We start from the raw sequence: 12564 nt of genomic DNA on the forward strand, positions 1-12564 counted from the left end.
ACGCGGCCCGTTTATAAAACCCTGGTTTTCTTAGTCAACCAATACGCAGCGGTCGTTCAGCAGGTCGTCTTCAACCGACTTGAACTTCACATCGCGCACAATGCGGCCATCCATGTACTGCACGCTCACTTTCTCGTTGCGGTTAGCCACTTTCTGCGACTTAGCCGGCTGCTGCTTCTCCAGCACCTGCGGCTGACCAGCGGCCTGCTCCAGGTCTTCGGGGCCAGCGCCCAACGACACCGAGGAAATTTCTTTCTCGGCCTTCAGCTTGGGCATGGGCGGCGCAACGGGTAGCTCGTCTTCGGTGAAATACTCGGGCTCGTCGTAGCCATCCTGGCCGGGCTGCATGGGCACGTCGGCGCGGAACAGGAACTGGATGGTGTCTTCGTTTACCTTGCCAATCATCTGCTTGAACAGCTCAAACGACTCGAACTTGTACACCAGCAGCGGGTCTTTCTGTTCGTACACGGCGTTCTGTACTACCTGTTTCAGGTCGTCCATGGCGCGCAGGTGCTTGGTCCAGGCCTCATCAATAACCGACAGCACCACTACCTTCTCCATAGCCCGAATTACATCGTGACCACCCGTAGCCTGGGCGCGGCGCAGGTTGGCAATGGCCTGAATCTGCTTGCGACCATCCGTGAACGGAATGGCAATGTTTTCGTAGGGCGAATTCTGGCTGAGCAGGTCGTTGATCAGCGGCATGTTGTTGCCAGCAATGAAGTCGTTCTTGCTCTGATAGTAGCCCAGGGCCTCATCGTAGAGCTTCTGCGTGAGCTGGCCGGCTTGCATGCCGCTCAGCTCCTGCGCCGTCAGGTGGGTGTCGTAACCGAATACCCGGATAACGGCAAGCTTGAAGTCTTCAAAGTCATTATTGCCTTTATGGCCTACCACGATGTCCTCGCAAACGTCGTAGATCATGTTCCACACGTCCAGCTCCAGACGCTCACCGTGCAGAGCGTTGCGGCGGCGCTTGTACACCACTTCACGCTGGGCGTTCATCACATCGTCGTACTCCAGCAGGCGCTTCCGGGTGCCGAAGTTGTTTTCCTCTACTTTCTTCTGCGCGCGCTCAATAGAAGAAGTAATCATCGAGTGCTGGATAACCTCACCTTCCTCCAGGCCCATGCGGTCCATGAGTTTGGCAATCCGGTCAGAGCCGAACAAGCGCATCAGGTTATCCTCGAGACTCACGAAGAACTGCGAAGAACCGGGGTCGCCCTGGCGGCCGGCCCGACCACGCAGCTGGCGGTCAACGCGCCGCGACTCGTGACGCTCCGTACCGATGATAGCTAGGCCACCTGACTCCTTAGCGGTGCCGCGCAACTTAATGTCGGTACCACGGCCAGCCATGTTGGTAGCAATGGTAACAGTGCCAGGGTAACCGGCAGCGGCTACAATCTCAGCCTCGCGCTGGTTCTGTTTGGCGTTCAGTACCTGGTGTGGAATCTTGCGCAGGTTGAGCATGCGGCTTACCAGCTCCGAAATTTCAACCGACGTAGTACCTACCAGCACCGGACGACCAGCTTGCACCAGCGTCTGGATTTCCTCGGCTACGGCGTTGTATTTCTCGCGAACGGTCTTGTATACCTTGTCGTGCTCGTCTTTGCGGGCAATGCCGCGGTTGGTAGGAATTACCACCACGTCGAGCTTATAGATTTCCCAGAACTCACCGGCTTCGGTTTCGGCCGTACCCGTCATGCCGCCCAGCTTGTGGTACATGCGGAAGTAGTTCTGCAAGGTTACGGTGGCGTAGGTCTGCGTGGCGTCTTCTACGCGCACGTTTTCCTTGGCCTCAATGGCTTGGTGCAAACCATCAGAGTAGCGGCGACCTTCCATCACACGGCCGGTCTGCTCATCCACAATTTTCACCTTGCCGTCGTCGGTGAGGATGTACTGGTCATCCTTCTCAAACAGGGTGTAGGCTTTCAGCAGCTGGTTGATAGTGTGGATGCGCTCCGACTTCACCTGGAAGTCGTCCATGAGCTTCTCCTTGGTGTGCAGCTTCTCTTCGCCGTTCAGCTCCTTGCTGTTTTCAATGGCAGCCAGCTCCGAGCCAATGTCGGGCATGATGAAGAAGTGCGGGTCTTCGCCTTGCCCAGTGATAAGGTCAATGCCTTTCTCGGTCAGCTCGATCTGGTTGTTCTTCTCATCAATGGTGAAGAACAGCGGCATATCGGCCTGGGGCATCTGGCGCTGGTTGTCCTGCAGGTAGAAGTTCTCGGTCTTCTGCAGCACGGCGCGCATACCAGTTTCCGAGAGGAACTTGATGAGCGGCTTGCTCTTGGGCAGGCCACGATAAGCGCGGAACAGCGCTAGGCCACCCTCACCCTCTTTCGGGCCGTCCTTGCCTTCTTTGATGAGCTTGCGGGCCTCCACCAGGTAGTTCTGCACCTGCTTCTTCTGCGCATCCACCAGCATCTGAATGCGGGGCTTCAGCTGATAGAACTCGTGCACATCACCGCGCGGCACAGGACCGGAGATGATGAGCGGCGTACGAGCATCGTCAATCAGTACGGAGTCCACCTCATCGACCATGGCGTAGTGGTGCTTGCGCTGCACCAGCTCCTCGGGGTCGCGGGCCATGTTGTCGCGCAGGTAGTCGAAGCCGAATTCGTTGTTAGTACCGTAGGTGATGTCGGCGAGGTAGGCCTTGCGGCGGGCATCAGTGTTGGGCTGATGCTTATCAATGCAGTCAACCGAGATACCGTGAAACTCGAACAGCGGCGCATTCCACTCCGAGTCACGCTTGGCGAGGTAGTCGTTGACGGTTACCACGTGCACGCCGCGGCGGGCCAGCGCGTTCAGGAAGGCGGGCAACGTAGATACGAGGGTTTTACCCTCACCCGTGGCCATTTCCGAAATTTTACCCTGGTGCAGCACTACGCCGCCAATCAGCTGCACATCGTAGTGCACCATGTCCCAGGTTACTTCGGCGCCGGCAGCCAGCCACTTGTTGCTCCAGATGGCTTTGTCGCCCTGGATGGTGACGTTGCTCTTGCGGCGCGCATACTCCCGGTCGTAGTCGGTAGCCGTTACCACCAGCTGCCCGTTCTGGGCGTAGCGGCGGGCGGTTTCCTTGGTAATGGCAAAAGAAACGGGCAGCACTTGCATGAGTACTACTTCCAGTTCCTTGTTGCGCTGCTTCTCCAGGGCATCAATCTGGTCGAAAACCTGCTCTTTCTGGATAGCATCCAGCGAAGCATCTTCGTTCACACGCTGATGTAGGGCCGCAATCTGGTCGTCAATATTTTTGAGGTGAGCATCAATCCGGGCCCGAACCTCATCGGTGCGGGCGCGCAGCTCGTCGTCGCTGAGTTGTGCCAGATTGGCATATTCGGCGTTTATCAGCGCCACATACGGAACAATCTCCTTCAAGTCCCGGTCCGACTTAGAACCGAAAATCTTGGCGACGGTTTTCCCTAGAAAATCAAACATGCTGGTTTACCTTAATTGAAACGCCGGGGCGCACCTCAAATTTACAAGATTTCTAGCCAAAATCGTCCCATATCATAACGCACCGTCAATCTGACCGATTTTAGCTAGTGCGACTTACCAGAGGCTGACAGCTCAAAAGCTCTCGATCCTGAGGGGCGCACCCGATTTTATTAACTACTTATTTGAGCCGCAACGTAATGCGAGTTTCGTTTAAGCCAGGGCTTTTCAACCCCGTGCCACATCAGAAACGCACAGCCAAGTAATACCACTAGCAATACTACTACTCCCAGCCACCCATTATGCTGAAACAGCCCTGCATGAATAAACATCTGAATGATAGGAAAGTGCAATAAGTAGGTGCCATACGATAAATCTCCCCACTTTCCGGCGTTGAGTTGAATGGGCAAACGAGTGGAGAGAAACAATATAACGGCTGCATAGCAGATGGGCTCAACCACTGCGCGCAGGCTGTGTTCGTGCAGCAGCCAAAACAGCGGCACTGCCCCTAGCACTACCCAACCCAAGTACTGGCCTAGTCGCCGCTCTTCAACCCCGAATAGCGCACCCAGCGCAAACAGATGCACCATACCCGGAAACTGGCGGCTTAATTCGGCCACCATTTTGGGGCTTATTCCAGCAGCCTGGCCTAGCAGCCATTCCCACACTAAGGCAATAGCCAAAGCTAGTACCACGGTTTTGTACGGACCAATTCGGCGAAATAAGAACACAAGCCCCGGCACGCAACAGTAAAGGCATAGCTCTACCTTGATCGTCCAGAGGGAGGCGTTCATTACCGGCACCCGGTGGTGCTCAAATACGCCCGGTAACGTAGGCTGCAAGAAGTTTAGAAAGGTAGCATTAGCCAGCAGGTATTTGAAACTGGCTGGAGTACGCAAGAATTCACTTAGCGGCAAGGCCGTAGCCGCTAGGCCTAGTAGCCAGGCCACCAGAATTGTGGTCAGGTAAGCCGGATAAATGCGGCGCACACGCTTCTCAGCGTACTCAAGCCCAGACCTGCTATTCAAAAAGCTGCGCGTTACCAGGCAGCCGCTGAGCACGAAAAAGCCCTTCACTGCAAAATCAGCCGAGAGGTACGTCAGAAAAGGTTGAAATGACGGCAGCCCCGTTAGCACGGCCAAGTGACACAACACGACCACCAAAGCTAGGCCTAGCCGCACGGCGTCGAAGTTATTTTGCATAGCGTAGAAGCTGGAAGTACACCCCGCAAATTACAGGTCGCGCCCGACTCCCACACGGTACTGGCCTAGGCCACTTACGCTAGGGCTACAACGACGAAACCCCGCTGCCTCGGTGAGACTGCGGGGTTTCCACGAAAGGAAGAGTTTTAGGGCGGAGTGTTCTTTTACTTAAACTTTAAAGAGGCCATTTTGCCTCGCCGGTTAGACAAGCTGCTAAGAAGCAACGGCCATCGGCTCTTCAGACAGCTGTTTAATGCTCTCCGTTACCTCCGCTACACACCCATGTAGGCGCTCTTCAACGGATGGAAGGAGGTTGCCTTGCTTGCTGCCGAGCACACTGTAAGCAGGGCGGGCAGCGGCCAAGCCCAGGGTTTGCATAGCACGAGGCACTACAAAGGAGGTATTTAAGCCCGCCATATCGGCGGCTAAACGGGCCAGATCGGCCCAGGTGTAGGAGCCTTGGTTAGCCAAGTGCCACACGCCGCGCTCCTCATCAATGAGTAAGTCGAGCGACACATTAACGAGGTCAGGGACGTAGGTGGGCGACATCAAGACGTCGTCGGCTGCTTCAAAGTGCTGGTTCTTGTGACCAGCGCGCAGAGCCGAATACACAAAGTTGTACTCATCCCAGGGGCCGAAGAATGCACTGGTACGAACGACCAGGGCCTCGGGCATCCGTTGCAACACATCGCGCTCAGCTAGCCGCTTGCTATTGCCATACACATTAAGAGGCCGCGGCATGTCATTTTCTACGTAGGCCTCCGACTTGTTGCCGTCGAAGACCAGATCGGAGGAGAAGGTGAGCAACTTGATATCCCGATACGCACAGGCGGCCGCCAGAATTGCAGGGCCAATGGTATTTTCACGGTAGCAGCGCGCGTATTCCTGCTCTGCGTCATCAACCCGCACGTACCCGGCCGTGTTTACTACTGCCCACGGGTTGAAATGGGCCAGCACTCTTTCTACAGCCAGTGGATCTGAAATGTCAAGTTCAGCGCGGCCCAAGGCCACAAATTCTATACCTCGGAGGACGCAGATACGTTTAAAAGCCTGGCCTAGCGTACCGTTGGCGCCGGTGATAAGCAGAGGCTGCACAGGGGGCAGGCCTGCGTTTATTTCATGTAGGTCAAGTACTCTCATAGCTCAAGGGTATTGGTGGTGGGTCGGTGATGATGGTAGATGAAGCGGTCTTCACGCTCCCACCATCCTTTATTATGCAGAAGCGGATGTTCGTAGTGGCCTTCGGTGGCTAAGCCTTTTACCATTTTGAAAAGAGCGGTAGGCCGGGGGCTTCCCCCTCGCAGGTCAAATACGCCACTTTCATAGTAGGCTCCATCCTGCGTGAGCAGTGTGTTCCAGTCGTAAGCACCCAGCAGCGACCAAATGGTAATGGCACGCATATCCACGCCTTCTTCTTTCAGTTGGTTAGCGGCATCCCAGGCGTATTGTATCCAGCGCATCTGCTCCTCGCGGGTGCATTGTAGGTGCACTTCGGTGATGGCAATGGGCAGCTGATACCGCTCCCAAGCTTCTAGCAGCAGATCATGAATACCGGCCAGTTGCACTAGGCGCACGCGCACGGCTTCTACATCGGCGTAATCAACTCGCTCCTCGCTTTGGCGCAAGTGTTGCGCGGGAAAGTGCTGGTGGTTTTCATCCAGAAACCGCTCACTAGTGATGTAGTAGTTGATACCAAGCACATCAGGCGGCAACGGATCAGCCACCAGATCTAGCAGTTCCGCTTCAGAAGCACCATGTTCATGCAGGTAGCCCCACATGGGGTGCTGCTCAGTTATGCGGCCGCATAGCAAATCGAAGGTCAGCCAGCGCCGATTGTTTTCAAACTCGGCTTGGTAGGCCAGTTTAGGCGTGCAGTGTGTTTTGCCCAAGTCTTCGGTCTGCACTAGTTGGGCATCGGGCGTTACCTCCCGAATAGCCTTCATGGCCTCACGGGTGCCCTTGATGTGATTGAGTTGAATGCGGACGAACGTCTGGTCGTCGAGGCCGTGCGGATACCAGATGCCGTAGAGGCCGCTGAAGCGCGCCGTGGTTAGGGGCTCGTTTACGGGCGTGTAGTGCTTAATCCAGGGATAGCGCTCGGCTACCATCTTGGCAAAGCGGGCTAACCCCGACACAAAATTCTCTTGATGCAGCGCCGTGTAGCGCGGGCCACTGCCGTGGTGCAGCAGCGTCACTATGGGATCAATGCCCAGTTCTCGCAGACGAGCCATCCGCTCATCCGTCCAGGTCCAGTCGGGGGTGTCCAGACTTTCGGGGGCTACCTGCTCCCATAAAATGGGGTATCGCAGCTTGCGGATTCCCAACTCAGCAATTAGGTCCAGGTCCTCTAGCCGGTCCCGATGGCCACTGCTAACAAGTTGGTCTGAATACCCATCACCAATTCTTCGGATGGTGCATTCTACGCCGCCCCACATTTCTACATGTTCCATACTGCTTTCAATTACGGCCGCAGATTCAGATGGCCAAGTGTTGAGTTAGCAACACCTGAAAACAGATCTGTCATTCTGGGCCGGGATGCGGAGCTTTTGGTGGCACGCCTAATGGCCTGCGTAACCAGTACACCTCACATCACCAGCCCAGAATGACAGCATCTGGCAGCCAGTTACAGAAACCGCTATTCCTTGGCCGGATCGCGCGGTACGAGCTTGTTAATGATGGAGGCCGAACCCGTAATAGCTGGCTTTACAACTTTCTGGGCTTCTTCGGTTTTCTCCGTGAGTTTTTTGTACAAAGTGAGAGCCTGCGCTACCACTTGGTCCATGTTATAGTACTTGTAGGTAGCCAAGCGGCCTACGAAGTGCACTTTGGGCGTTTCGTCAGCCAGCTTCTTGTACTTACTGTACAGCTCGGCATTCTCAAGGCGTGGTACGGGGTAGTATGGGTCGCCCTCAGCCTTCGGATACTCATATACCACGCTGGTTTTGGGGTGCTGCTGGCCGGTGAGCTGCTTGAACTCCGTGATGCGCGTATAGAGGTGCTCGTTGGGGTAGTTTACTACCGGAGCTGGCAGAAACTGCTCGGTGTTGAGCGTTTCATGCTTGAACTCCAGCGAGCGGTAGGGCAGCTTACCATACTTGAAGTCAAAGTACTCGTCTACCGGACCCGTGAAAATCATTTCCTTGAAAGGAATGAAGTCAATGATGTCGTGGTAGTCGGTATTCAGCATCACCTTGATGTTGGGGTGATTGAGCATGTTCTCGAACATGCGGGTGTAGCCGTGCAGCGGCATGGCCTGGTAAGTGTCGGTGAAGTAGCGGTTGTCGCGGTTGGTGCGGGTAGGTACGCGGCTCGTTACCGACTTATCCAGCTCCGAGGGGTCCATACCCCACTGCTTGCGGGTGTAGTTGCGGAAGAACTTCTCGTACAGCTCGCGGCCAACTTTGCTTACTACAACGTCCTCAGAAGTCTTGATAACCGGCACGCTTTCGGCCAGCGACTCCAGGAATTGCTCTACCTCAAAGCTGTTCAGCGACAAGCCGTACAGCATGTTGATAGTATCGAGGTTGATAGGCATTGGCACGTGCTGGCCATCTACTGAAGCCAGTACACGGTGCTCATAGGGGCGCCAATCGGTGAAATTGGAAAGATATTCGAATACGTCTTTCGAGTTGGTGTGGAAGATGTGTGGGCCATACTTGTGGACCAGGATACCTTCTTCGTTGTAATGGTCATAGGCGTTACCAGCAATATGGTTGCGCTTGTCCACCACCAGTACTTTTTTATTGGAACGAGTCGCAAGCCGCTCGGCCAATACGCTGCCAGCGAAGCCGGCTCCTACGATGAGATAATCGAACATAACGAAGCGGTGTTTGGAAAGAAATGAGGGGGAAAGAACAGGTGATGGAGTAAGTAGAGTGCAGTACTAAGACAGTGCTGCGGTAAGCGGTTTGCTGGTAGCAGGCGTAAGCTTCTGCTGCATCAGCTGTACCATCTGTTCCCAGGTCTGATCCCAAGAGATTGTAGCCAGATAGTCGTCGGTGCGTTGGCGCCAGTCGGCGTCCTGGGTCTGGGTCAGCGCCTTTTCAATGGCCTGCCCGAATTTATCCGCCGTAGCGGCAATCTGTACGAGGTTCAATTCGCCGTAGGGCCGAATCACATCACGGATCGGGGTGCTCACGACTGGCCGTCCGGCGGCCAGATATTCGGGAGTTTTAGTGGGCGAGATAAATTTGGTACTCTCGTTGTCGGCAAACAGCAACGTTGCTACATCCCAACCACTTAAATACGAAGGCAGTTCCTGATAGTCTTTTCCGCCGAGGTAGTGCACGTTCTGCTGACGCGGCAAAATGGCGGGGTCAATCTTTACCACGGGGCCAATAATCACAAATTGCCACTCGGGGTGAGCATCGGCCAGCTGGCGGAGTAGTTCAATGTCTAAGCGCTCGTCTACCACCCCAAAGAAGCCCACGCGCGGATGCGCAATACCGGCTTGGTCGGCGGGGTCGGCTTGGGGCTGCCGGGCCTGCCCAAAGTGCACTTTATCAATGCTGCTGGGGAAGGGATGCGCGTCGTTGTGCTGCTGGCTTTTGGCCTCGTAAAGCGTATGGCCGCCAGTAAATACCAGCGCTGCTTTGCGGAACAGCTCCTGCTCCCGCTCCTGCAGCGCAGGTGGAGCAAATTTGAAGGCTGCCAACTCATCCATGCAGTCGTATACCGTCAGGACGGGCTGGAAGGAGCGCGACTTACCCAGCGCCATGGGGGTATAGTACCAGAAAATGTATTTCTCAATGTGCTGCTCCCGGAAGTAGTTAGCCAACACTTCCTCCTGAGCTTGGTCGGCGGCATCATCCTGGCCGCGCAGGCGGGCGGGCAGATGCACTACCAAAACTTTAACACCGTTTTGGCGCTCCTTCACCTCCATGTGGGGCTCAATGAGGTCGTCGGCGTGATAGAAAGCCTCTTCTACATAAAACACGCGGCCATGCTGCGCAAAGCGAGAAAGAAGGTGCTGAGGGCGCTGCCACACAAAGTCCCAATGCAAATGAGCAAAGCAAACTAAATCGGGCAGGGCATAGCGTAGGTTTTCGGCAGAAGCAGAAGTTGTTGGTGAGGGAGAGGAGGCAGAGGCACGCACGGGTGACTCCGCTGGTGGGGTCAGCGACATAGGGTACAGTATAAAGCGTTAAACAGACGGCCCTGCCCCTTTACGAACCTGCAATAACTGGCAGTGCTTATCTGGTTATGTCTCTATACGCCCCCCTCCGTAAAAGGATATAGACGAGCTTCACTATCTGCGTTTTGCACTCTGGAGCTTACTGGCCTAGAAATAGTCAGTTACTCAGAAGGTGTTGCATCTCCAACACATCTTGCCACCCCTCCGCCGTGCGCAACCATTCTCGGCGTACTCCAACTTTCTTAAATCCTGCTACTTTAAACAGGGCTACACTAGCTAAGTTGTTTACGGCAATAGTGCAATATAGTTGATGCAATCGTAGCACTTGGCGGGCATAGGGCAGCAATAAATCCAATGCAGCACGTGCGTAGCCCTGTCGGCGGTACTGGCCTAGCACCGTTATACCCACGCCGGCCCGCTGGTGTAGAGGGTTGAAATCAAAAATATCCAATGTACCTACCGCTATCTTTATATCCTGCCTGCATAGCACTAATCGAAGCTGGCGTACCTCCTGAAAATCAGCTCCCGCATTATCGAGATATTGGCGCAGCGTGTAGCGAGAAATAGGCGCCAATGTATCCGACACTCCCCACACGGCAGGGTCATTTTCCAGCGCATAGAGAAAATCTAAGTCTTCGGCTTCGAGGGGGCGCAGGAAAACGAGGTCGGAGGAGAGCATATGATTTATTAAGCTTTCTAGGCCTATTAGGCTATTGCCAAGGTTCGGGCCCGCTGCTACTACGCGGAGGTGGAGAGTAGAAGCCGAAATTATACGCCAACAATCCGGTTTAACCGGGAGTTTGACAAGGATTCACTTCTAAACTTCTCTGCTATGAAATACAACCTGCTGGGCAATACAGGCCTGAAGGTATCAGAACTGTGCCTGGGCACCATGACTTACGGTGGCAAAGGCTGGGCGGCAGCTATGGGCAACCTAGACCAATCTGCCGTGGATGAGCAAGTCAAGCGCGCCGTAGAGGCGGGCATCAATTTTATTGACACGGCCAATGTGTACTCCGAAGGCCTATCCGAAGAGCTTACGGGCCAATCTATCCACAACCTAGGCCTCTCCCGCCACGACATAGTACTGGCTACCAAGGTGCGCGGCAAAATGGGCGAAGGCCCTAATGATGCCGGCCTCACGCGCAAGCACATCTTTCAGCAGGTAGATGACAGCCTGCGCCGCCTGAAAACCGACTACATCGATCTATATCAAACCCACAGCTACGACCCGCTCACGCCCCTGGAAGAAACCCTGCGTGCCCTCGACGACCTAGTGCGCAGCGGCAAGGTGCGCTACATTGGAGCCAGCAATGTGGCCGCTTGGCAGCTGATGAAGGCGCTGAGCTACTCCACTTACAACCACGTGGAGAAATACGTGTCGTTGCAGGCCTACTACACCATTGCCGGCCGCGACTTAGAGCGGGAGCTGGTCCCTCTGCTGCAAGACCAAAAAGTGGGCCTAATGGTTTGGAGCCCCCTGGCCGGCGGTTTCCTCAGCGGCAAGTACACCCGCGAAAACGAGAATGAAGAAGGTGCCCGCCGTGCCAACTTCGACTTTCCGCCCGTGAATAAGGAGAAAGGCTTCGATATAGTGGATGCGCTACGCCCTTTGGCCGAAGCCAAAGGCGTATCAGTAGCCCAAACGGCGCTGGCGTGGCTGCTGCATCAGCCGGTAGTGTCCAGCGTGATTATCGGGGCCAAGAAAATGGAGCAGCTAGAGGATAACCTCAAGGCCGTGGACGTGCAGTTCTCACCAGAAGAGCTGCAGCAGCTGGATGAAGTGAGCAAGCTTGCGCCCGAGTACCCCGGCTGGATGCTGGACTTCACCAAAGGTGACCGACAGGCCTAGAGTCTGGTTTGCTTAAAATAAGTAAAGCTGTCATTCCGAGCGGAGCGAAAAATTTGGGTTAGCCTCACTGGGTTAGTCCAAATTCTTCGCTCCGCGGGGAATGACAGCTTTACTTTTAGTGGCCTAAAGGCCGAGCTATACCTCGATTGAGCCGTCGAAGACGCGGGTGGCGGGGCCACTCAGGAATACGTTGGTGAAGGAGCCATCAGGCTTGGCCTCGAAGGCAACGCGCAAATCGCCGCCGGGAGTGCGCAGGTGCACGGGGCTGGTGGCGCCGCGGCGCGAGGCGGCCAGGGCTACTGCCGTTACGCCCGTGCCGCAGCTCAGGGTTTCGTCTTCTACACCTCGCTCGTAGGTACGCACCTGCCAGGGTTGGCTAGGTACTACGGGCGCCTCCACGAAGTTTATATTGGTGCCCTTTTCTCGGAAACGGTCGTTGTAGCGAATGGCGCGGCCTTCGCTGTACACGTTGAGCTCGGCCAGGGTGCTCATGGGCTGGAAGCGCACCAGGTGGGGCGAGCCAGTATCGAGAAACACGCCGTATTCTTCTACTTCCTGCTGGCCTAGCACGTCCTGCATGCGCAGGTGCACGGTACCGTCGGCGTCAATGCGGGCCTCGTGGGGGCCGTCGGCGGCCAGAAATTTGGTTTCAGTGTCGATTACGCCCATCTGCCGGGCAAAAGCAACGGTGCACCGGCCGCCGTTGCCGCACATGGAGCCCAGGTACCCATCAGCGTTGAAGTACACCATCTCAAAATCGTACTGCGGATGCAGGCGGAGCAGAATCAAGCCATCGGCCCCTACCCCGCGGCGCCGGTCGCAGAGAAAGCGCACCAGCTGGTGGTTGCTGGCATCAAACTGCTGGGCGCGGTCATCCACCATCACGAAGTCGTTGCCGGTGCCTTGGTACTTGTAGAAGTGTAGCGTGGTACTCATAGATC

General features: G+C 55.5%; 9 protein-coding genes. 1 reads left to right on the forward strand and 8 read right to left on the reverse strand.

Annotated features, from left to right (window positions below):
• Positions 1–30 precede the first annotated feature (30 nt).
• From secA to EU557_RS07110, 7 genes are all read right to left on the reverse strand, one after another.
• Positions 31–3438 carry a preprotein translocase subunit SecA gene (secA, locus tag EU557_RS07085; RefSeq protein ID WP_135529730.1) on the reverse strand — a complete coding sequence of 1136 codons (3408 nt, stop codon included), beginning with the start codon at positions 3436–3438 and terminating at the stop codon, positions 31–33.
• Positions 3439–3608: 170 nt separating this feature from the next.
• Positions 3609–4637 (reverse strand): acyltransferase family protein, encoded by a 1029-nt coding sequence (locus tag EU557_RS07090; protein WP_135529731.1) that lies wholly within the window; start codon positions 4635–4637, stop codon positions 3609–3611.
• Positions 4638–4850: 213 nt separating this feature from the next.
• Positions 4851–5777 (reverse strand): SDR family oxidoreductase, encoded by a 927-nt coding sequence (locus EU557_RS25710; RefSeq protein WP_210116003.1) that lies wholly within the window; start codon positions 5775–5777, stop codon positions 4851–4853.
• Positions 5774–7087: a family 1 glycosylhydrolase gene (locus EU557_RS25715; protein WP_210116004.1), complete on the reverse strand. Its 1314-nt coding sequence runs from the start codon at positions 7085–7087 to the stop codon at positions 5774–5776. Before EU557_RS25715 ends, EU557_RS25710 begins: the two co-directional genes overlap by 4 nt.
• Positions 7088–7272: 185 nt before the next feature.
• Positions 7273–8454, reverse strand: coding sequence for a UDP-galactopyranose mutase (gene glf / locus EU557_RS07100; RefSeq protein ID WP_135529732.1), 1182 nt, complete (start codon positions 8452–8454; stop codon positions 7273–7275).
• A gap of 66 nt (positions 8455–8520) precedes the next feature.
• A complete protein-coding gene (locus EU557_RS07105; protein ID WP_135529733.1) occupies positions 8521–9762 on the reverse strand; it encodes a glycosyltransferase family 1 protein in 1242 nt (413 codons plus the stop codon).
• 166 nt (positions 9763–9928) lie between these two features.
• Positions 9929–10450 (reverse strand): GNAT family N-acetyltransferase, encoded by a 522-nt coding sequence (locus tag EU557_RS07110; RefSeq protein ID WP_135529734.1) that lies wholly within the window; start codon positions 10448–10450, stop codon positions 9929–9931.
• A 153-nt stretch (positions 10451–10603) separates the two neighbouring features.
• Here EU557_RS07110 and EU557_RS07115 point away from each other — a divergent pair, with 153 nt between their 5' ends.
• A complete protein-coding gene (locus EU557_RS07115) occupies positions 10604–11623 on the forward strand; it encodes an aldo/keto reductase (RefSeq protein WP_135529735.1) in 1020 nt (339 codons plus the stop codon).
• A 135-nt stretch (positions 11624–11758) separates the two neighbouring features.
• Here EU557_RS07115 and dapF read toward each other — a convergent pair whose 3' ends face one another.
• Positions 11759–12559 (reverse strand): diaminopimelate epimerase, encoded by an 801-nt coding sequence (gene dapF / locus EU557_RS07120; protein ID WP_135529736.1) that lies wholly within the window; start codon positions 12557–12559, stop codon positions 11759–11761.
• Positions 12560–12564 lie beyond the last annotated feature (5 nt).

This window comes from Hymenobacter wooponensis (assembly GCF_004745865.1).
Classification (GTDB): Bacteria; Bacteroidota; Bacteroidia; order Cytophagales; family Hymenobacteraceae; genus Hymenobacter; species Hymenobacter wooponensis.

Excerpts from the sequence above, each read along its gene's own strand:
- secA (WP_135529730.1), bottom strand. The coding sequence starts at position 3,438 with ATGTTTGATTTTCTAGGGAAAACCGTCGCCAAGATTTTCGGTTCTAAG.
- EU557_RS07090 (WP_135529731.1), bottom strand. The coding sequence starts at position 4,637 with ATGCAAAATAACTTCGACGCCGTGCGGCTAGGCCTAGCTTTGGTGGTC.
- EU557_RS25710 (WP_210116003.1), bottom strand. The coding sequence starts at position 5,777 with ATGAGAGTACTTGACCTACATGAAATAAACGCAGGCCTGCCCCCTGTG.
- EU557_RS25715 (WP_210116004.1), bottom strand. The coding sequence starts at position 7,087 with ATGGAACATGTAGAAATGTGGGGCGGCGTAGAATGCACCATCCGAAGA.
- glf (WP_135529732.1), bottom strand. The coding sequence starts at position 8,454 with ATGTTCGATTATCTCATCGTAGGAGCCGGCTTCGCTGGCAGCGTATTG.
- EU557_RS07105 (WP_135529733.1), bottom strand. The coding sequence starts at position 9,762 with ATGTCGCTGACCCCACCAGCGGAGTCACCCGTGCGTGCCTCTGCCTCC.
- EU557_RS07110 (WP_135529734.1), bottom strand. The coding sequence starts at position 10,450 with ATGCTCTCCTCCGACCTCGTTTTCCTGCGCCCCCTCGAAGCCGAAGAC.
- EU557_RS07115 (WP_135529735.1), top strand. The coding sequence starts at position 10,604 with ATGAAATACAACCTGCTGGGCAATACAGGCCTGAAGGTATCAGAACTG.
- dapF (WP_135529736.1), bottom strand. The coding sequence starts at position 12,559 with ATGAGTACCACGCTACACTTCTACAAGTACCAAGGCACCGGCAACGAC.